Source organism: Gilliamella sp. ESL0441 (assembly GCF_019469185.1).
GTDB lineage: Bacteria > Pseudomonadota > Gammaproteobacteria > Enterobacterales > Orbaceae > Gilliamella.
In genome coordinates this window covers 155,539-178,214 of sequence record NZ_CP048264.1, presented here as the reverse complement: position 1 = coordinate 178,214, position 22,676 = coordinate 155,539, and the positions used below count along the sequence as shown (strand labels likewise).

Annotated in this window: 16 protein-coding genes; 12 read left to right on the top strand and 4 right to left on the bottom strand. The window is 38.3% G+C overall.

Annotation, left to right across the window (positions count from 1 at the left end; translation table 11 throughout):
- The first annotated feature begins 137 nt into the window (after positions 1-137).
- Entirely contained in the window at positions 138-464 is a 327-nt protein-coding gene (locus GYM75_RS00790) for a helix-turn-helix domain-containing protein (protein WP_081299091.1), read from the top strand.
- A gap of 108 nt (positions 465-572) precedes the next feature.
- On the opposite strand, the gene suhB is transcribed toward GYM75_RS00790, so the two are convergent.
- On the bottom strand, positions 573-1,376 hold the full coding sequence (gene suhB, locus GYM75_RS00785) for an inositol-1-monophosphatase (protein ID WP_220216323.1): 804 nt from the start codon (positions 1,374-1,376) through the stop codon (positions 573-575).
- Positions 1,377-1,800: 424 nt separating this feature from the next.
- Between suhB and GYM75_RS00780 the strand changes: the two genes are divergently transcribed.
- The 3 genes from GYM75_RS00780 (at position 1,801) to GYM75_RS00770 (ending at position 12,474) form a co-directional block, all read left to right on the top strand.
- On the top strand, positions 1,801-3,507 hold the full coding sequence (locus GYM75_RS00780) for a ShlB/FhaC/HecB family hemolysin secretion/activation protein (RefSeq protein WP_220216322.1): 1,707 nt from the start codon (positions 1,801-1,803) through the stop codon (positions 3,505-3,507).
- 170 nt (positions 3,508-3,677) lie between these two features.
- Positions 3,678-12,077 carry a hemagglutinin repeat-containing protein gene (locus GYM75_RS00775; RefSeq protein ID WP_220216321.1) on the top strand — a complete coding sequence of 2,800 codons (8,400 nt, stop codon included), beginning with the start codon at positions 3,678-3,680 and terminating at the stop codon, positions 12,075-12,077.
- A gap of 13 nt (positions 12,078-12,090) precedes the next feature.
- Positions 12,091-12,474: a DUF596 domain-containing protein gene (locus tag GYM75_RS00770; protein WP_220216320.1), complete on the top strand. Its 384-nt coding sequence runs from the start codon at positions 12,091-12,093 to the stop codon at positions 12,472-12,474.
- Positions 12,475-12,533: 59 nt separating this feature from the next.
- Here the strand turns inward: GYM75_RS00770 and GYM75_RS12345 are convergent, their stop codons facing one another.
- Positions 12,534-12,653 (bottom strand): SymE family type I addiction module toxin, encoded by a 120-nt coding sequence (locus GYM75_RS12345; protein WP_220217263.1) that lies wholly within the window; start codon positions 12,651-12,653, stop codon positions 12,534-12,536.
- Between the two features lie 117 nt (positions 12,654-12,770).
- On the opposite strand from GYM75_RS12345, the gene GYM75_RS00760 reads away from it, so the two are divergent.
- Positions 12,771-13,445 carry a hypothetical protein gene (locus GYM75_RS00760; protein WP_220216319.1) on the top strand — a complete coding sequence of 225 codons (675 nt, stop codon included), beginning with the start codon at positions 12,771-12,773 and terminating at the stop codon, positions 13,443-13,445.
- A 227-nt stretch (positions 13,446-13,672) separates the two neighbouring features.
- On the opposite strand, the gene GYM75_RS12290 is transcribed toward GYM75_RS00760, so the two are convergent.
- Entirely contained in the window at positions 13,673-13,798 is a 126-nt protein-coding gene (locus GYM75_RS12290; RefSeq protein ID WP_255556797.1) for a hypothetical protein, read from the bottom strand.
- Positions 13,799-14,176: 378 nt separating this feature from the next.
- Here GYM75_RS12290 and GYM75_RS00755 point away from each other — a divergent pair, with 378 nt between their 5' ends.
- The 5 genes from GYM75_RS00755 to GYM75_RS00735 all read left to right on the top strand — a co-directional run bounded on the left by GYM75_RS00755 (position 14,177) and on the right by GYM75_RS00735 (position 18,443).
- On the top strand, positions 14,177-14,488 hold the full coding sequence (locus GYM75_RS00755) for a hypothetical protein (protein WP_220216318.1): 312 nt from the start codon (positions 14,177-14,179) through the stop codon (positions 14,486-14,488).
- A gap of 278 nt (positions 14,489-14,766) precedes the next feature.
- Positions 14,767-15,762: a peptidase U32 family protein gene (locus tag GYM75_RS00750; RefSeq protein ID WP_255556881.1), complete on the top strand. Its 996-nt coding sequence runs from the start codon at positions 14,767-14,769 to the stop codon at positions 15,760-15,762.
- A gap of 157 nt (positions 15,763-15,919) precedes the next feature.
- The gene (locus GYM75_RS00745; RefSeq protein ID WP_220216316.1) at positions 15,920-16,798 is read left to right on the top strand and encodes a U32 family peptidase; all 879 of its coding nucleotides are present in this window, start codon (positions 15,920-15,922) and stop codon (positions 16,796-16,798) included.
- Positions 16,767-17,978 carry a cysteine desulfurase CsdA gene (csdA, locus tag GYM75_RS00740; protein ID WP_220216315.1) on the top strand — a complete coding sequence of 404 codons (1,212 nt, stop codon included), beginning with the start codon at positions 16,767-16,769 and terminating at the stop codon, positions 17,976-17,978. Before GYM75_RS00745 ends, csdA begins: the two co-directional genes overlap by 32 nt.
- 69 nt (positions 17,979-18,047) lie before the next feature.
- A complete protein-coding gene (locus GYM75_RS00735; protein WP_220216314.1) occupies positions 18,048-18,443 on the top strand; it encodes a SufE family protein in 396 nt (131 codons plus the stop codon).
- A gap of 46 nt (positions 18,444-18,489) precedes the next feature.
- On the opposite strand, the gene dolP is transcribed toward GYM75_RS00735, so the two are convergent.
- On the bottom strand, positions 18,490-19,068 hold the full coding sequence (gene dolP, locus GYM75_RS00730; protein ID WP_220216313.1) for a division/outer membrane stress-associated lipid-binding lipoprotein: 579 nt from the start codon (positions 19,066-19,068) through the stop codon (positions 18,490-18,492).
- 225 nt (positions 19,069-19,293) lie between these two features.
- On the opposite strand from dolP, the gene GYM75_RS00725 reads away from it, so the two are divergent.
- Entirely contained in the window at positions 19,294-19,992 is a 699-nt protein-coding gene (locus tag GYM75_RS00725; protein ID WP_220216312.1) for a DUF1266 domain-containing protein, read from the top strand.
- Positions 19,989-22,664, top strand: coding sequence for a J domain-containing protein (locus GYM75_RS00720; protein WP_220216311.1), 2,676 nt, complete (start codon positions 19,989-19,991; stop codon positions 22,662-22,664). Before GYM75_RS00725 ends, GYM75_RS00720 begins: the two co-directional genes overlap by 4 nt.
- The last annotated feature ends 12 nt before the right edge of the window (positions 22,665-22,676 follow it).

Genomic DNA, 22,676 nt, shown 5'->3' with positions numbered 1-22,676 from the left:
AGAATGCACTTTTTTGATATATACTATCCAAAAAGATACTATTGAGGCATTAAGTGAAAAATCATTTAGTTAAAACCTATAACAACGAGCAAAGCTTGGAATCTGTTATTCACTGTCCGGTTGAAACAACAATCAATATGATTGGAGGTAAATATAAATCATTAATTTTATGGAAACTGATGACAAACAAAACATTAAGATTTTCTCAGTTACGAAAAGAAATTCCTTGCGCCACACCAAAAATGTTAACTCAGCAGTTACGTGAACTCGAATCCAATCAATTAATCAACCGAAAAGTGTTTCCTGTCGTCCCACCAAAAGTAGAATATTCCTTAACAGATTTTGGCAAAAGTATTAAACCTGTATTAGAAGCAATGTATCAATGGGGAAGCCATTGTTTAAATCGCCAAGGACTAAATATCAATTGTACAATGGCAGCAATAGCTGACCAACCTAAACAATAATCACTTTAATACAAGATGCTTTGCATCAATTACTTTTTCTTAGTGATCAAAAAGACAAGCAATAAATAAGAGGAAACAGCGTTATTACAACGCTGTTCATAATAGAAATTAATTACGTAATTTTTCTGGCCAATCGTTTTGAGTAGACACTAATAAATCTTTCACAACTCGTGGATTACCAGCCACAACATTACCAGATACCATATAATTATTACCACCGGCAAAATCGGTAATGACACCACCAGCTTCACGTAAGATGAGTTCACCTGCCGCAATATCCCAAGGTTTTAAACCGATTTCGAAAAATCCATCTAAACGACCTGCTGCCACATAAGCCAAATCTAATGCTGCTGAACCAGTGCGACGAAAATCACCGCATTTAGTAAATAATTTTTGTAAAACTGCAAAATAGCTATCGCTATATTGTTTCGCTTTAAATGGAAATGCGGTTGCCAGTATACTTCCATTTAAATCTTTAGCATTACTGACACGAATACGATAGCCATTTAGCTGAGCACCCTTACCACGTGCAGCAGTATACAATTCATTGCTCATTGGATTATAAACCACTGCCACTTCGGTTTTACCTTTAACTCGAGCAGCGATAGACACAGCAAAATGTGGGATATTCTTAATAAAATTTGTGGTACCATCAATTGGGTCGATTATCCACTGCGTATCGGCATCGCTACCTTTAGCAAGACCACTTTCTTCAGCGATAATAGTGTGATCTGGATACGCTTTTTTAATTGTTTCAATAATTAAAGCTTCAGCAGCACGATCTGCGTTGGTTGCAAAATCGTTAGCACCTTTAGTATCAATTTCGATTGAACTAGGATTTTCATAAGCCTTAATGGCAACATTACCTGCTTTGCGAGCAGCACGAATAGCAATATTAAGCATCGGATGCATAATTTTCTTCCAATTGATGATGTTAAAGAACGGAGTAAATCGGTATGGAATTACCATACTCAATATAACGGCTAGTATAAAGCTTTTACCTATTCTTTGCCAGTCTAAGTTGGTATTGAAGGCTAAAACATTTAAATTTAGATTAATTTCTGCTTATAGAGAAACAATGTTGTATAGTTTATAGAGTTAATAATAAATTTAGTTTACAGATAGTAGTTATTGATAGCTTCATTTAAATCAATCACACTTAAAATTATCTCACTCTAATTTACAAAGAATTAACATATAAAATCTAATAATTATTCCAAACCTCTTTTTTTGATTATTAAGCATAAAATAATTGTAGACAAATCAATCTTCTTTACAGTAACATAGCTCAATGTCAATGGAATGTGATTATTGTTAAAATAATATAAGTATTGTTATGGATTCGTTATTAAAGGTTTATTTACCCGTCTCAGTTTTACTCTGCTCTGTCTCACCGTTTCTGTTTGCTACTGAACCGCCTGAAGGGTTAAAGATCCTCAGTGATAATCAGCTTATTCGTCAGCAAGAGCATGATAAAGCCTTGCAGGAAACATTAACGCCTGCCTCGCCAGATATTCGCTTATTACCACCGATTGATAGCTTAGGGGAAATGCAATTCCCTCAGGAGCCTTTATGCTTCAATATTCAAAAAGTTAATTTGGTTGAACGTGATAAGTTAGCTTGGTTTGTTCCCTTAAAAAAATTAGCACAGCAAGCCGAGCAGCGCTGTTTAGGGGCGGAAGGGATTAACCTGTTAATGAGTGCGATTCAAGATCGCTTAATCAGTTATGGTTATATCACAACCCGGGTGGTTGCTCCAGAACAAGACCTAAACGAGGGTGAACTGAAATTATTATTAGTCGAAGGGAAAATTCGTGACGTGCATTATGCCCCTGAGAGTGATAAATATGCACAGTTATACACCGCTATGCCCGCACATGCCGGACAATCGCTGAATTTACGTGATATTGAGCAGGGACTTGAAAATCTGCAACGTTTGCCAACCGTCAGCGCACAGATGGAGTTGGTGCCGGGCGATAAACCGGGTGAAAGTGATATTGTTATCAGCCGAAAACAGTCTAAGATGTGGCGTTTAGGCTTATCAGTCGATGATTCAGGGACCAAAAGCACCGGGCGAGACCAGGGTGGCGTGACTTTATATTTAGATAATTTATTATCGTTAAGTGATGCTTTTTATGTCACCGGTGGTCGGGATTTAAGTGGCAAAAGTAAATATGGCTCACGGAATTTTCTGTTTTCTTACTCCGTCCCGTTTGGCTACTGGTTATTCAGTGCCTCGTTATCGGGGAATAAATACCATCAAACCGTCGCCGGACAACTCGTTGATTACAAATACAGTGGTCGCAGCCGTAATGCCAATTTCCAGTTAAGTCGGGTCATTCATCGAAATGAATCGCAAAAAACCACCCTTAATTATGGCATCACATTAAAGCAATCGCATAACTATATTGATGATAATGAAATTGAAATCCAGCGCCGAAAAACGACTTACTGGCAGCTGGGACTGCAACATCGTCATTATGTCAATGATATGGTTTTTGATGCCGGCGTCTCTTTCCAAAAAGGGGTACGATGGTTTAATGCCCAAAAGGCACCGGAAGAGTATGACCGGGAGGCCAATATCACTCCATTAGCGGAAATTATTTCCGTTAATTTCTCCTCCAACATTCCTTTTACACTGGGCTCACAACAGTTCCGGTATCGTCTGGATTATCAGGGACAATATACGCGCAAAGGGAATTTAACTTCACCTGACCAATTTTCGATTGGCGGACGCTGGAGTGTACGTGGCTTTGATGGCGAGTTGACGTTAAAAGCTGACCGCGGTTGGTATGTCCGTAATGAGTTGTCATGGCAGGCACCGTTAAATCATGAGCCGTATTTAGGGTTTGATACCGGTGAAGTATCCGGGGCAAAAAGTGAATATCTGTTAGGTCGGCATTTAACCGGCAGTGTGGTGGGGGTACGTGGCAGTAACTTTGGCATGTACTATGACCTGTTTGCCGGCATGCCTGTTCGTAAGCCAAAAGGATTTAAAACTAATCCAATGACATTAGGCTTTTCACTTAACTGGAGTTTTTAATCTTATTGCCTGACGTTGCAAATTTAGAGGATTAGTCCCGGACAACGTCAGCCAATAACTCACTCAAGAAAACATTAGCAAAACAACAATAGATTAACAGAAAAACAATAACATCATAAAACAATAATAAACAAAACAATTACAGTATAAGGTTATATAAGGGTATTAGCATGAATAAGGATTTATATCGGGTTATCTTTAATAAAAAACGTGGCATGCAGATGGTGGTGGCTGACATAGCAAAAACCCCTACCGGTCACGAAAAATCAACATCAGGTTTAGGTCAGACTTTATCTAAATCCGTGTTGGCAACATTAAAACCGGTTACCTTGTTGATGTCGATATCATTCGGGTTTGTCACCCTCTCTTTACCGGCTCATGGCAGTCAAATTATTGCCGACCCGCAGGCAAAGAAAACGCAGCAGGCGCAGGTTATTCAGGCAGCGAATGGGGTCACGCAGGTCAATATTCAGACGCCAAACAAAAAAGGGCTTTCTCATAATAAATACAAGCAGTTTGATGTTTCACAGCGTGGGGTGATTTTAAATAACAGCGGCAAAATCACTCAAACTCAGATTGGCGGTTATGTACAAGGTAATGAGTACTTAAAAACAGGCTCAGCAAAAATCATCTTAAACGAAGTCAACTCCCGTAACCCGAGCCAGTTAAATGGGGTCATTGAGGTTGCCGGTCAAAAAGCGCAGGTCATCATCGCCAATCCGTCCGGGATTAGCTGTCACGGATGTGGTTTTATTAACGCAGACCGAAGCACGCTCACCACAGGTAAACCGATAATAGACAACGGAGAGTTAACCGGTTATCAGGTTGAGCAGGGGCATATTTCGGTAGCCGGTAAAGGGCTCGACAGCACCGGACAAAGTTACACGGATTTAATTGCCCGTTCAGTGTCAATAAATTCGGCGGTATGGGCCAATGATTTAAATGTGGTGACCGGTCGTAATAAAGTCAGCCGCAATGCACAGACTATCACGCCGTTAGCGGAGGATAACAGTCCAAAACCGGAAGTGGCACTGGATGTGTCAGCACTGGGCGGGATGTATGCCGGTAAAATCCAGATGGTGGGCACCGAGAAAGGGGTTGGGGTTCGTAATGCCGGTGAATTAGGGAGCAGTAAAGGTCATTTTAGCCTGACAACGGAAGGTAAAATCGTCAATACCGGTACATGGGTCAGTCAGGGCAATATGACGGTTAAGGCAAAAGGCCGCATTACTAACGCCGGGTCAATCGGCAGTCAAGCCGGTCTTCAGGTCAGTACCACCGGTCAGGTAAGCAATAGCGGTAAGATACTGAGCAAGGAAAACTTAACGCTCAAAGCGACGGATAACATCCGTAATGCCGGGGTGATTAACAGTCAGACCAACTTACAGATTAACACCGGTGGAGACCTGAATAACTCAGGCAATATTCAGGCGCATGGTGATATCGCACTTGGCAGTGATAAAACGTTTAAACAGGAAGGTCGCATACTGGCCAAAAAGAATATTGTTGTGACGGCTAATGACATTGTCCAAACCGAATCCGGGTTAATGGCCAGTGGCGTAACCGCTGACGGTGAAGTGCCACAGGGTGGCGATTTAACCTTAAGGGCTGGGCAGCACATGCATTTACACGGTGCGGTGCAGGCGACGAAAAACGCGATTATCAGCGCGAAAGCCATTGACGGACAGGGGCTTAAGCTAAGCAGTGATACCTTAACATTAAATGCCCGTGCGGGTGCTGTCAATCTTGATAATGCCGGTGTGTATGTTGACGGTCAGGCAACGATACATGGCATTGACGGCGTGTCGGCAAAACACGCCACACTCAGTGCCGATGCGCTGACTCTCCACGGGTCAACGATAGATAACCGGGAAGGAACCTTATTTGGTAAAACCGCACTTAATCTCACCACGCAACATCTTGATAATCAGCAAGGGAAGGTATTAAGTCAGGGGCAGTTAACAATAGCCGGGTTTGCTCAGGCGTATCTGAATACGCTGAATAATCAGGACGGAACAATATCGTCGCTTTCGACGTTAAAAATAGGCAGCCACACATTAGCCGGTAATCGCAACGGTCGTATAGAAAGCGGTCAGGATATGTTCCTGACGGTGGTATCTGACTGGATTAATCAACAAACCATTCTGGCCAATGGTCAGCTAACCCTTACTGCCAGTGGCCGCATTGACAATCAGTCACAAATTAAATCCGGGGGGCAATTAACCCTGACCGCCCGTGAACTTAATAATCAGCAGGATGGCGATATTGCCGGGGGCAGTACCCGGATTTCAACTACCCAATTAACTAATTATGGTGTGATTGATGGCGGGCTGACTGATATTCAGACCGATACGCTCAATAATCTCGACAGCGGTCGTATTTATGGGGATGCGGTGGTGATTAATACCGGCAAGCTGACTAACCTGAAGTCCGCTGCCAGCTCGGTGGCGCCGGTGATTGGTGCCCGTGACCGGTTACTTATCGGTGCCCGGGAGCTGCTGAATAAAGACCATGCATTATTATTAAGTCAGGGTGAGATGTTTATTGGCGGACAAGCCAGCACACAAGGGGTGACCGGTCGCAGTCAGCAGGTCAGTAACCACAGTGCCACAATAGAGGCCGGTGGCTCCCTCTATTTAGCGGCGGATAAGTTAGATAACCGGGACTTATATGTCAAAATCAGCAGCCCGGTTGAGGTTGACCGCAAAAGTTATCATGAATATGAATGGTGCTCAGGTGATAAAAATAGAGTCAGTTGTATTGGTGGAAATCAAAAACGTTACCGCATCAGTGACAATCGTGAAGGTAAATTTCGCTATATTATTGATGAAAATGGCAAAAAGACCGATGAAGGCTATCTTAAATATGAAAAAAATAATCGGGTTAGATTTTATGTCAAGGGGCTGGGGCACAGTAAACATTTTATAGAGTATTTCTATGACCGGGTTATTTACGAAAGCCAGCTGCTCAATCAGGACCCAGCCAAAATACAGGCCGGTAAAAATCTGATCATTCAGGGCGATGTGGTGACCAATCAGGACAGCCAACTGCTTTCAGGTCAGACCATGCAAATTAATGCAAGGCAGTTTGATAATCTGGAAACCAAAGGTGAACGCTGGATTAAAGAGGTCGATTCAAAAGGTCATGAAAATCGCGGAAGGATTTCTCACTATAAAAATAAAGATAGTAGTGACTGGAAAATTAAACAGAAATACAGCGCTTATCAAGGGGTTAATACCACTGAAGCGATGTCACTGGGCACGTTAACGGTGGCGGAAAACACCCAGCTTTCCCCGGTATCAACCGTTGCTGATAAACAGGGGGTAACGGTATTACCACCGGAATTTGTTCAGTACCCAACGGTGGTGCCGATTAAATTGCCGGATAATACCATTTTTCAAATCAGACCGGAAAAAGAGAGTTTATATTTAATTGAAACTGACCCTCGCTTTACTAACCGTAAAAAATGGATAAGTAGCTTAGATTTTATTGATTCTGACAGTTTACAAAAACGGTTAGGTGATGGTTACTATGAACAGAAATTGATTCAGGACCAGCTGATTGCACTGACCGGTAAAAGTTACCTGTCCGGTTATAATAACAGTGATGACCAGTACCGGGATTTACTCTTAGCCGGTCAGTTATATAGCAAACAATATCAGCTGCAACCGGGGGTTACCTTAAGCGAAGAGCAGATGGCGGCATTAACCACGGATATGGTGTGGATGGTCAATCAGGCTATCACGTTACCGGATGGTCGGGTGGAAGTGGTCAGCGTGCCTAAATTATATCTGGTGGGCAAGCATACCGGCGTTAACCTGCAAGGGAATGTTGTGCATGCTGGTCAGGTGAATATTCAGACACAAGAGGATATCAATAATCAGGGTGTGATTAGCGGGGATAAGATAGCGGCGAGTGGTCATAATATCATTAACCGGGGAACGATTGCCGGCGACAGTGTCTGGTTAGAGGCCAAACAGGATATTATTAACCAAAGTGGTTTACTGCAGGCAAAAACTGAGCTTGATGCCTATGCCGGTCGGGACATTATTTTAACAACGGAACAACATCAGTCCGGCAAAGAGCGCTGGTTAGATAACACGGCAACCGTGTATGTATCTGACAAAGAAGGGACATTACGGTTAACCGGTCAGCGCAATATTAACATTAATGCGGCGGATATTATCAGTAACGGTAAGGAGACTACGCTAATTGCGGGGAACGATATATCTCTGGGTACCCAAACCATCAGTCATGCCACCGATTACACGCTAAACAGCAAAAACTATGACCGCCGCGAGTGGACGCAGGAGGTGGGCTCATCTATCAGTACGGCCGGTAATTTAACCCTGAAAGCCGGGCATGATGTGAAGGTAAAAGCCGGCGATATCTACAGTGAAGGCAATATCCGCGTGCAGGCTGGAAATGATATTGATATCACCACTGGACAGGCGACGTATGATCAGGAAGCACGCGCCAAATCGAGCTCGAAATCAACCTTTTCGAAAAGCAAATATTCACACTATGGTGAAGAGCATAATAAAACGGCCATTGGTAGCAGTCTGAGCGGTGAGAGTGTGACACTCAATGCCGGTCATGATTTAACGGTGAGCGGTAGTCAGGTTATGGCAAGTAAAGATGTTCGCATCAATGCCGGCAACAATGTGACCATTGATGCAGCAGAAGAGACCTATTACCGATACGAAAAAGTGAAAAATAAAAAATCAGGGGTAACGACCAGCGCCAAAGGCGTCAATATAGGCTCACAATCAAGTAAGTCGACCTCGATGTCCAACGAAGTCAATCACTCTTCAGCGACCAGTCTGGTCGGCACATCTGGCGGGAACGTGGTGATTTCAGCCGGAAAACAAGTGACAATAAGTAGTAGTGATATTATTGCCGGCCGGGCTGAGGGCGATGATAAACGTGCTACCGGTCATATTGATATCAGTGGTGAAAATATTGCCATTATTCCGGGTCAGGATACCGTTGATAAGAAAAAGACATCCCAGACCAAATCATCCGGTATTGGGATATCAATGAGTAATCCGATACTCGATAGTGTGCGTAATACTCACGATATCTTTAAATCGCATGGCAGTAAAGTCGATAAAGGTAAGCAATTCTTTTTAAGTGAACAAGCCGCATTAGGTATGGATATTGCCACACCAACGCAGCTACCTATATCCTTTAACCGTTCTTCAAGCAAAAGTGAATCAAGTTTACACGGGGAATACCAACATGGCAGCTCCCTGACTGCGGCAGGTAACATTCAGTTACACGCCAACAAAAGTCAGGAGCGAGATGCACAAGGTCGATACACACAAGGTGATGTTATTGTTCAGGGTAGTCAGTTAACCGCCAACGAATCCATCATTATTGATGCTAATCGGGATGTGGTAATTGAGACTTCGGCAGACCGGCAAATTGAGAAGAGTAAAAGTAAAGAGAAGAGCTCGAGTATCACCACCGGTGCAACCACGGCTGGGTCAACCGTGCGATTTATTCATGGCAGTCCAAATCATGGTACCAAGGTTATACCGTATGGCAGTGAAAGTTCAAGCAGCCGAAGTTATTCCGATATTGTTGCACAAAATTCATCGACATTAACGGCAAAAGATATTCATATCAACAGTCAGGAAGGCAGTATCAATGTCACGGGTAGTGGCTTAATTGCGCAGGATGATATTAATCTTCAGGCGGCTAAAGGTCATGTGATAGTCAGTGCAGGAACAAACGAAATCCATAAGGAAAATAAAGGGAATCATAAAGTAGTCGGTGAGCTGGGAGGCGATGGCTACAGTGGAACGGTCGGCTGGCAGGAATCGCGTTATAAAAATACCGAGGACAGAAGTCAACAAAATAATGTCCGCAGTGAAATTAGCAGTGCAAAAGGCAATATTAATATACATGCCGGTGAAGATATCAAACTATCCGGGACAGATATTACGGCGGGTAAATCGGTTGACTTAACCGGTAAAAACGTCGTGTTAGACACCAGTGAAGATAATACCCACCGAAAAGCAGAAAGCAGTAACCGACAATATGGTGTGACGGTATCGAGCTCCGGTTATGCAGTTGCTGCGGCACAGGCAATAGAAAAAGCGGCTAAATCTTACGAGAACAAAGACGATAAACGTTTATCGGCAATTTATGCAGCACAAGCCGGCGTGAACATGGCGCAGGCACAAGTCAATATGTCTCAAAATGACCTGCAACCGAATGTCGATGGCGGTCAAGGTGGCACTGGAACCAGCCCGTCATTAATTAAAGTGACGGTCAGTGCGACAGCGGATAATTCGAAACAAAAAAGTGAGTACAAAAATAAGATTCAGGCAGGCACAGTGATTCATGCCGGTGAAAATGTCAATATCAATGCCAAGGAGAACATTGAGGGCAAAGGTGTCGATATCACTGGTAAAAATATCAACCTTACTGCGGGCAATGATATCAAACTGTCATCTGCACACAGCACTGAAAAAGTGAAAAATACGGATTCAAGTAGTCATTATGGTGTGGGTGTTGGTTTTGGACTCATCGGCGGTCAAAACGGCTTTTCGTTAGAGCTGGGCGCGAGTCAGTCAAAAGGCAAAGAGAATGGTTCAAATGATATCAATCATAACAGTACTATCACTGCGAGCAACAAACTTAATATCCAAAGTGGTCGGGATGTCATTTTACAGGGTGCAGAGCTAGCGGGTAACAAAGTCACTGCCAATGTGGGTCGGGACTTAACGATAAGCAGTCAGCAGGATAAAGAAAAATTCGATGCCAAACATACAACGGTCAGCGCCAGCGCCAGTATTTGTGTGCCACCTTTCTGCTTTGGCTCCAGTCAGGCAAGTGTCAGTGCAAGTCAGAACAAGATGAAAAGTGACTACCAGTCCGTTAATGCGCAGTCAGGAATTATTGCCGGCAGTGGCGGGTATGATATTACGGTTGGTAACCACACTCAGCTCGATGGTGCGGTGATAGCATCCGATGCGGATAAATCAAAAAATCGCTTAGACACGGGCACCATTGGTTTTACCGATATCAAAAACAAAGCAGAATATGAGGTCAGTAGCGTTTCCGGCTCGGTGGGAATGAGCCAGGGTGGCGGTGGATGGTCACCAAATGGGGGAATGCCACAAATTTATCACCACGGCGATAAATCCTCAAGTATTACCCACTCGGCGATAAGTGACGGTGAATTAATCATTCGTGATAAAGAAAATCAGGTTCAAAATATCAATGATTTAAGTCACGATACTGAACATGCGAATAACACGCTTAAACCTATTTTTGATAAACAAAAAGAGTTGGACCGACAACAAATTGTAAACAGTTTAAAAGAGTTAGGTAGTCAGGTTAAAGAGTTAGAGCAAAGCATTCATAAAGATGCGGGTAAAACGTCTTCTGACGGCAAAATGGGCAATGATTTTAGTAAAGGTGTCGACTCAGCGGTCTCAATAATTACCGGCATTATCACCGGTGATATCACGGGCGGACTGGCTGGCGCAAGTGCACCTTGGGTCGCGGAGCAAATCAAAAAGCATACCGGTCATAAGGAAGAAAACGGAAACTGGAAGACCGATGATGTCGCCGGTAATCTTATTGCCCATGCGATTTTGGGTGCCGTGGTAGCTGAACTACAAGGTAACTCAGGACTAGCCGGCGGTGCCGGTGCTGTAACCGGAGAACTTGCTGCGGATATCATTCGCGAGCAGCTCTATGGTAAAAAGGCTAAAGACTTAACCGAAGCTGAAAAAGAAAATATCAGTGCCTTAGCCCAACTTGCCACCGGACTGGCTGTAGCCAGTGTAGGCGGTGATGTAGGCGATGTCAGCACGGGTATAGCAGCAGGCAAGAATGCGGTTGAGAATAATTATTTGTGTGTTGAAGCCTCCTGCAAATTACGCCCAGGTGAGATGACAATGACTGGTGGCGGCGGTGCAATTGTTGGTGGGGTACTGGTAGGAAGTGTAATTTTAGCAGAAGAAACTGGTGCATTAGATGGAGCTAAAAATTCATTTAATGAATGGTTGACGACGGGAAGAGATGGTGTTCTTATAAAATCTGATGATGATTTATCAAATGATGAACCCGCAATTAATAATCCAGTTACTGGTTCAGGAAGTATTGCAATAGGTGGCGCACCAGGATTACCACCAGATGATGAAGATAATAATAGCAATAAAAATAATGAAAAATATCAAAATGAAAAGCAACAAAAACGATTTGATGAGTTAAAAGACATTTATAATAAAGATAATCCTAAAACTGATTTAAAGATTGATGGACAATTAATTAGACAAAATGGCGGAAATCGTTACTCGACAAGAATATATGATAGCCAAAATTTGTCAGATAGACAAATATATAATTATGCAGAGGAATTAGCTGGACAACCTTTGACAAAGGTTAAAGATGGTATTTATACCGCACGTCTTCAAGATGGAACTAATATTACATTAAGAAATGTATCCAATTCAAATACGGGCGCTCGTTGGACTATTGATATTAAAAATAACCCAACGTTATTAAGATTATATAATGGACTTAATAAAGCTGAAATAAAATTTAAGTGAGAAAATTATAAATATGATTAAAGAAGCTGAGTATAACTATGTGGTTGATTGTGCAGAACAACAATCATTAAATGGGTTATGGGCGTATATTGCACCAAATATGTTGCCGTCCTTAAAAGTTACTGGAAACGAGATTCCATTCCAAAAAAGAAAAGCGTTATTTTTTTATTTTGTTCATAGATTACTAAAAGAAGGGCGTCTTAAGTTAGCAAAAAATGGACATCTTCTATCGGGTTCAATAGACGATCAAATAAAATTATTTTATGACGCTTTTCCAAAAACGGCGGATGGAATGTTTGATAAACAAAAATTAATGGATGATTATTGGTTTTTTGATGATTCTTGTCCGGCAGAAGCCGTCTGGGTTTTGGATGATGGTTCTTTAGAATGGACTTAGGTAGTGAGTTCACAATAAACTACCTTTTTATTAGGTAATCTACTTGTCAAGTTGGACAATTAATTTGCCCTTTTAACGGTAATAATTATCACTTGTCCGGTTTTAAATCCCATCGCCTCCAGCCAATTATCTTTTAAGTGTCTGGGTGTTTGTTGTAGTTGGTGCGAGCCTGTGTGGATTCGAGTTTGTGGCGGACGTTGATGTAGCCAAAGGTGTAATGACGTTGCAAAGCTTCTCGCAGAGTTTTACCATAGAATGTTGGTTAATCATGATAACTATCTCTTAAGGAAATCATTATGATTATTGATTTTAAACTTAGAAAAACTAAAAATATTAGAAGTGATAATGATGTTTTAAATTTTGATTATGTAAAAAAATTATCTAAAGATTTTCCTGCTATGAGTTTAGAAAAAAAATATCAAGATCGCGAACATGGTTATACTGATATTTTGTTAAAATTAATTGATGCATGTCATTTAGATATGAAAAATTATTATCTTGGATATTATAGTGAATTTGTACCATTACAGGACAATAGCAAAATATTAAAATATAAAGGTTATTGGTTTCTCAAAGATTCACAAAATGAAAAATACGCAAATTTATGGGGGAAATGTTATTCATTTTTGACTCATAAAAAAGAGTTCTTATTAGAAAAACAGGACAAATTGAAAATGAGTGGCATTGTTTTTTTAAATCTAGAAAATACTAATGAAATAGAAGAACTAATAAAAAGTGTTTCATATAATGTTGACAGAGGTTTCTTTTTTATAATACAAAAAAATTTTTTAGACGAATTTGAAGAAATTATTAAAAAATATGATTACTCTGATTACATTGACTTTGTTCTAAACAAACATGGATGTGTATTTATATTATTAGGAGATGAAGATAATAAATCTTCGGAAATAGTGGTTATTTCAAATGAAATAATAATCAATCGAATAATTCATAATATTGAAAATTTTTAAAAACAAGTTAGCTTAAAATAGACCTCAATAAATAATTTAATTTTAGATTGGTTGTATTAATCTATTAAAAGGGATAAGTTATTTTTTAACAACTTTGATATTTTATATAAAACACTATTTTTTGTTCAAGTTTACAATAAAAGTTATACTACTAACTTGCCCTGCTTGATTTTAATGATAATAGGCAACAAACATAAAAGTTGAATTGCTCTAACTACCTTTAATAATCACTTGTGTTCTAGAGTTAGGTTTGTGCCTCGATGCATGTAACCCACGGTATAAAATCGCTCATTGTGTTGTGGTGCCAGTGCTTTGTCTGTGGTTGATTTTAGCGTAGTATATCTCTTAGCCATAGTTAACTCCGTGTAAGTCAGTTGTGGTTAGCAAGTTTGCGGTGCATCAATTCCTTTAATCTGTGCTGATTAATGTTACTGTTTGTTTTATTATCTATTCATCCTTCTTTTTAGCCAGTCTTGCTAAGTCCCTGTGCTTCGTCTTGTACATGATAATCATTCTATCCTCGATAGTGACAGGGATTATAGCCTGTAACCAGTGAAATCGCATTGGATATCATCAACAAGCTGTTCTACAAAATAATTGATAGTTTTTTTATCAATAGATTTTGATGATGACGGTTTTATGGATCCTTATAATGTGATGACTATTTCTTATTTTGATCATTTATTTAAATGAAGATAACTATTCTAAGGCATAATTAATGAGTTATTCTGATGTTAAAGGTAATATTGAAAAAGAGAGGTTATTCAAAAACATTGAGGAGAAATTTATATGAATCATTATATTATTTATCAGACAAACAAGAGCTTATATATATCGATGGTAATTTACTTCAATTAAATTTTGATAAATATAATTTGGCTGTAAGAAATGCAATGAAAGAAAAACCATTATGTCAATTTTTGTATCCTTCATTACTGATGTTTTCTGTTGCTGGTTATGATTTTACACATCAGTTTTTCTTTTTAAAAGATAACAATCAATTAGTATCACTTGAAAAAAACAATAAAAAAATTAGTAGATAGTGTAGAGCTTTATATTATCTAGTAAAGAAGCGTGACGTTCAAATAACAATTTAGCTCAGTTCTGTGACATAGATCGGAAGAATTAAACTAATTATATTCTTATCGATGCGATCGACTTTACAAATTCAACAATTAATTTGCCTTTTTTGCGGTAATGGTGACAGGTAGCCTGATTGAATTCAATTTTTCATTTAGAAAATCGCTTTCTATTCGCATTAGAACATAATTTATTGCATAATACACGCGTATCAAATACAAAACAGGAGTTAGGAATTATTATGGAACTTCTTTGTCCAGCAGGTTCATTGCCATCACTAAAAATAGCCATCGATAATGGTGCTGATGCCGTTTATATTGGTTTAAAAGATGATACTAATGCGCGTCATTTTGCTGGTTTAAATTTCAATGAAAAGCGATTAATTGAAGCCGCTGATTATGTACATAAACGTGGTAAAAAATTGCATATTGCGATAAATACTTTTGCACATCCTGAAAATTTTCAGCGTTGGCAACATGCAGTTGATACCGCTGCTAACATTGGTGCTGATGCGTTAATTATTGCTGATCTTGCTATGCTTGATTATGCTGCCGAAAAGTACCCTAATCTTGAACGCCATGTTTCCGTTCAAGCCTCTTCAACCAATGAAGAGTCAATTAAGTTTTATTATAATAATTTTCAGGTTCATCGTATTGTATTGCCTCGTGTTCTGTCGATGCATCAAGTTAAACAGTTATCAAAAGTTTCTCCCGTCCCTTTAGAAGTTTTTGCCTTTGGTAGTTTATGTATAATGGCTGAAGGACGTTGCTATTTATCGTCTTATTTAACAGGTGAATCACCTAATACGGTTGGGGCATGTTCTCCAGCTAAATTTGTGCGATGGGAAGAGACCGACAAAGGTCTTGAATCTCGTTTGAATAACGTATTGATTGATTGTCATAAAAAAGGTGAAAATGCCGGTTATCCAACCCTATGCAAAGGACGTTATTTTGTTGGAGAACAGCTTTATCATCCAATTGAAGAACCAACCAGTTTAAATACCATTGAGCTATTACCCGAGTTATTTGCTGCCAATATTGCATCAGTCAAAATTGAAGGACGTCAACGCAGTCCAGCTTATGTTGAGCAAGTAACCAAAGTATGGCGACAAGCAATTGACCGTTATAAAGCAAACCCACAATCATTTCAAGCTGAACAACATTGGATGGATACATTAGGCTCTGTGTCGGAAGGAACACAAACGACATTGGGTGCTTATCACCGTAAATGGCAATAATGAGTATTTTAGACTTTAAATTCATATTATTGGAAAAGACACTTATTAAAAATAAAGTGGCATTACTTTAATTTATATTATTGAATTTATTTAATAAAATATCATTTTAAATGATTTGATAAATGATCTAACATAAATCAATATAGTGAGCAAAACTATGAAATATGCATTAGGCCCAGTGCTTTACTATTGGCCTAAAACCGAAACAGAAGCTTTTTATCATGCGGCAAAAGAAAGTGAAGCCGATATTATTTATATGGGCGAAACAGTTTGTACTAAACGCCGTGAAATGAAAGTCCCTAACTGGCTTGAATTAGCTAAAGAAGTCGCTAAATCAGGTAAACAAGTGGTGCTTTCAACGTTGGCTTTGCTTGAAGCTCCATCTGAATTAAATGAATTAAGATTACTCGTTAATAATGGCGATTTTTTAATTGAAGCCAATGATTTAGCTGCAATTAATATCGCTCAAGAAAATAAATTACCTTTTGTTGCCGGCCCTGCAATTAATTGCTATAACGCATACACGTTAAAATTATTACAAAAACAAGGTATGGTACGTTGGTGTATGCCCGTTGAACTTTCTCGGGATTGGTTAGCAAATGTACTAAATCAATTTGATAGTCTCAATATCGAGCGAAATTTTGACGTTGAAGTTTTCAGTTACGGTTACCTGCCGTTAGCCTATTCAGCTCGTTGTTTTACGGCACGTTCAGAAGATAAACCCAAAGATAAATGCGAAACATGTTGTATCAAATACCCTGTTGGGCGTGAAGTGTTTTCACAAGAACAACAAAAAGTGTTTGTTCTAAATGGGATCCAAACACAAAGCGGTTATTGCTATAATTTAGGTAATCAACTCAAAGAGATGAAAGGATTAGTTGATATTGTTCGTATTTCACCACTTGGGTTGGAAACATTGGATATTGTGAAACAGTTTAAAGCGAACGAAGAAGGATTAAATCCGCTACATATAGAGCATAAACGAGACTGTAATGGGTATTGGAATGGAATTGCAGGACTTGAACTTAACCAGTAAAAAGTTTTCTCATCAAAAGTTTAGAGCTGAATTTCCTGCTCTGAACAATGAAAACGTGTATCTTGATTCAGCCGCAACATCACTCAAGCCCCAAGCGATGATCGATGCGACACTGGAATATTATGCACACAATACTGCAACTGTTAAACGCAGTTTGCACCCTAATGCCTTACAAGTGACTGAAATAATAAATCAAGCTCGGCAAAATGTCGCTGATTGGATTAACGCTCCAACGAGTAGTGAAATTATTTGGACAAGTGGTACGACCGAATCCATTAATCTTATTGCACAAAGCTACGCTCGACCTTTTCTAAAAGCTGGTGATGAGATTATTGTTAGTGAATTAGAGCACCATAGCAATTTATTGCCATGGCTAATTGTTGCAGAGCAAACGGGTGCCAAAGTAATTAAATGGTCATCAGTTATTGATGATCTGACTTCACTTCTATCCGAACGTACAAAAATTGTCGCCATTACACAAATGTCCAATGTGACAGGATCTTGTCCGGATTTAGCAGCGATTAGCCAAATCGTTCACCAATATAATGCCATTTTAGTGGTGGATGGTGCTCAAGGTATTGTTCATCATCCCATTGATGTTGATAAACTTAATATTGATTTTTATGCATTTTCAGCGCATAAATTATATGGTCCAACAGGACTCGGTGTATTATATGGTAAACAAATTTTGCTTGAGACTATGCCCGTTTGGCATGGTGGAGGTAAAATGCTAAAAAGTGTCTCTTTCGATCACTTTATACCTGAGCAACATCCGTATAAATTTGAAGCAGGCACACCCAATATCGCCGGAATGCTAGGCTTTAATGCAACGTTTGAATGGCTAAAACGTTGGGATTTTAATCAAGCACAAGTATATACCGAACAATTAGCCGATTATGCAAAATCACAACTTAGTAAACTAACCAATATTCAATTTTACAGTGTAAATAATAGTTCAATCATCACATTTAATATCCACAATATTCATCATAATGATATTGCTATCTTATTAAGTGAACAAAACATTGCAATACGCACTGGTGAACTTTGTGCTCAACCATTAATGCAAAAGCTAGGTTGCCAAGGTGTCATTCGTCTTTCTTTGATGCCTTATAATAACAAACACGATATCGATCGTTTTATAAATGCATTACAACATGCAATACAAATCTTGGATTAATTGTATTATCACCAACTTTTGTTAACTTTAAATATTTATCATTATGTAAACGACAAATAGGTCTATATTATGCTATCGCAGCAAACATTAACGGAATTATTATTGAAGCAACAAAACTGGCAAGATCGTTATCGGCAAATCATTGCGTTATCAAAACAATTGCCTGATTTTCCAGCCGATTTAAAAACGGATAATAACCAAGTCAATGGTTGTGAAAATCGAGTTTGGCTTACTTTTCAAAAACAAGCTGATGATACTTTTGTTTTTCAAGGTGATAGTGAGGGTCGAATTGTTAAAGGGTTACTCGCAATTTTACTTATCATTGCAAATCATAAAACAGCGAAGCAAATTCATGCTATCGATTTTCAGTTTGAATTAAGTAAACTTAAAATTACCGACGAGCTTAGTCAATCTCGACTAAAAGGATTAGATAAATTAATAGAACGAATTCAATCGGTTAATTAATAAAAACAAAGGGGGGATACTGTCCCTCCCTTTTTCTGTAAAACTGCTACTTATTTGGATATGTAAACAAAGTAATAACTTTTCTCACACCATTAACTTTACTCGAAACTTCCGCCGCTGTTCTCCCCTCTTCTGGCGAAACAATACCAATCAAAAATACTTCACCATTTTCGGTAACGACTTTAATGTTTCTAGCTTTTGTATTAGAATTTAATACTAATTGTGATTTAACTTTCGTTGTGATCCATGCATCATTGGTAATGGTAGTACCACCAACAGACTCACCAATACGAATCTGATTAAATACTTTCTTCACTCCTTCAACTTCATGAGCAAGATTCTCAGCTTTCATGATTTGTTCGCTATTCGCTTGTCCAGTTAAAAGAATATTACCATCATAAGCACTTGTTGAAATGTGGGCACCTATAAAATCAGATGCATTATTTTTTAATTTCATACCCATTCGTGAATTCAACGTTGTATCATCAACTTGTGTCCCTGTTGTGCGAGGATCTGAAGCAACTTTTGCTGTAGCTGTAGCGCCTGCACCAATTACAGCTGCAACACAGCCTTGTAACATTAATATGCTGGACATTAATATTACCGTTAAGGCAATTTTTCTCATTATAACTCCTTTCATTTATAACTAAGTAATATGTAAATAATAACAAAATAAATTGATTTTATTATGCCTTGCACACAGTAATTTTCAAAACAATTTTATTGTTGTTCATAATAATTATTGTTTTTTAAAAAAAACAAACGAAATAAAGAAAAACATACTGACGTCTATTTAAAAAATCTGTTATCTTTATACGTTAAACTATGTATTAATATTTTATAGGCTAATATGGAACAGGATTATATTGATTGGCTATATGGTTTGTCAGCGCCAATGGTAATAATAAATAAAAGATATGGAGCAAGCTATACCTCACCTTTTTTTTATCCTAACGATGATTTTATAGATTTGAAAGAGAGTTGGGAAATAGATTCTCGGGAAACTTTACTTGATTGCGTTTTCACCATGATTGATGATGGACATGCACCATTATTATCTGAATTCTATTCTAAATATTCTCAATTGTCTGAATTTGATTGGCTCAGCTTTTATGAACGTCAAACTGACTATCATAAAGTGATACTTACATTTGTTGAGCAAACATTTCCTATCTGTAATACTGCGGGAATTCGTAGTTGGGATTATGCCCGAATGGCTTATCTTTTACGACTTGGCACGACGAATAAATATGTCACTGAAGAGGAATGTTTGTGGATTTTGCATAGAATTGGGTTACGTTCAACATACTTTTATCATTCTTGGCAACACTACCTTGTTAGTTGGTTTATTGGTTTACAATATTGGAATAATTTACAGATTAAAGACGATTTAGAAAAATTACGCTGTGAATTATCCCGTCCATCTAAAGTAACATCCATGGCAAATTTATATGAAGACAAACAAGCACCCTTTAACCGGTTACCATGGTTTATTGATATTGAAAAATTTGAAAAACCAGAATCATTGACGGAGTATGATTGGTTATGAATGAACATATTTGGCAACTACTCGAAATAGAAAAAACGAATGATACCGTCGCAATACGTCAAGCCTATCGAGCCAAGTTACCCTCCTATCATCCCGAAACAGACCCGATTGGATTTAAAGCTTTACGTGAAGCTTATGAGTTTGCAATACAGTATGCACAGTCAACCGAACAAATGGATGGGCAATCACAACAAGAATCACAAGAGCAAGCAGTCACTCACCCCCTTACAGAAAAACAAATCAAAGAAAATGAAATTTGTACTGCTTATCAAGTACTTTTGAATGATCCAAAAAGGTGTTTTAACGCCGATGAATGGCAAAAATTTATTAGTTCATTTTACGATTACCCAATGGCAATCATTGATTCGGTAAAATGGCGTCTATTAGAAATAAGTTATGAAGCAAGCAATGTATCAAACGCTTGTATCAAACTGTTAGCGGATAATTTGCGTTGGCGCCAACAACTGAAAATACAATCTCCCAATCAATCTGAAAAGTATGATATCTTTTTAAATCATATTGAGAGTGAAGATTTATTTGACTATACCCTGTTACCTACCACAAACAGAGCTCTGCAAGATGCAACGATAAATTATATCGATTATACCAAATGGTTATTTTACGAACGTAGAAGTAGTGATCTTTATGACTTTTTATCACAAGATACCGTCATCTATTTACCCAATGATAAAAGCTTAATGCTTCAATTTGCTAATTGGCACTGCGTTGCAAGAATACCTAATCAAACCTTATTAGATTATGCGTTGAACTGCATCACTCAAGATGATCAAGATGAACATATCAATATCGAATGGAAATATATTGCAGCAATTCAATATACTATGCTTGATAAAAAACATGAATCTTTACAGGCTTGGCTTGATCTTTATAACTCAGGTCATTATCAAGAAAAAGCAGCCAGTTGGATAGCGGGCTGGTGCTCGCATTATGCTAGTGATTATTTTCCATTGTTAATTATCGCATTGAATAACTCTTATTGTATCGCTGCAGAAACATCAGAAACTTACCTTTACGCAGTTCCTCAGTTAACAGCAACAACGGTTGCACGACTAGCACAAATTGATCCTGATGAGTATTCCCCTGAAATTGCGAGTTTTATCAAATGGTCGTTAAATGTAAGTTGGAATTATCGTCAAATTCTTGCACTGTTGTTACTTGATGACGGTTCTAATCGTTTATATCGCTTATATCGTCATGCCATTATGTTACGACATGGTAATCCAACTTTATTACAACAAATTATTGATGAACAGAGTAAAGATGACTTTGAGCATTTTATTCTACAAAATTTACAACGCCAAGCTCAGCAACAATTAACATGGCTAGAACAAATTCCACCCGTCCAGGAGTTTAAAGCTTGGCTGTATGATAGTGATGAAAATACGCCCATTCCAGATAAATTTGATCCTAACTTGAATGGGTACGAACAATACTATGGTCGTTTATGGTTGGATAGATTCGATGCCATTCCGGAGCATGCCAAAAAACATCTTGATAATTTTTCGCGTTATGCAAATATAGAGATGTTTGACTGGTTTATTTTCTTAGAATCTGAACACTATTACCAGTTTCCAACTCCGCCTGATTCATCGTGTGATAAAAACGTTTATTGGGAGTGGTATCGTCAATTTATTTTAACGATGGCTATAATTAATCACCCCTACGAAACAGCAAAATATCTTCGAAAAGAAAATAATACGTTTAAATTAACCGATGATGATCAAATACTTCCAGTGATTAATATTTTCAAATATGGAAACTGGCAAAGTAAAACTGAGCTCTATAATTTAATGGATAATAATAGTGGGTTAATCAATAGTATTTTAATCAATTACCCAGATTCAATCGAATCTGATATAGACTATCCTGAAAAAATTGATTTAAAAGATATCGAAAATAAAATCGAACAATTGTGGCAAACCAAATTTGCCAATCAAAACCCTTATTATTTAATGATATTAAATACCATTTTGTTATATAAACCTGAACAAAATCTGAAATTACAACAAACGTTAAATAAAATTGCAGGTGATAATGATGATTTACAAAAAATCGCAAATTCGCTCGAAAAACTGTCGTTATTTCCATCTTCAGTAAATAAAGATAAATATCAACATAATGATCTAACAGCTAGAATAATATATCTTGAAGAATGTTTAGCCAACTACTGTGGTCTAATTGAAGAAGATGATATCGAGATGTTAGAAGGGCTAAAAAATCATTCAGACAATAATATGATATTACGCTTATGTGCCGCCTTACTTTTAGCTAGAAATCGTGAAAATCAAAAACAAGTTGATGCATTATCTCTACCTGAAAATAAATGGTGGCAATTTTGGCGTTTAGATGGACGAACAAATCGTAAAGGATTTTGTAAACAAATTTTTTATAGTCTGTTCATTATTGGTTTTTCTGCCTTATTTCTTGATAGATATTTGTCCGACTCATCAATATATAACGAAGTTTCAAAATTTGCTTATATGATTTCGGGAATAAATATTGTTTTCGCATTAAAACGACGTGCAAATGATAGTTATTTAGGTGAACCAAGTTACTTCATTATTTATACCCTATTTTTACTGATATTAATACCTTTCTGGAAACCTAGTTATAAAAAAAATAACCGATATGGACCGCCTGTGAAGGAATAGATAAACTAGTGT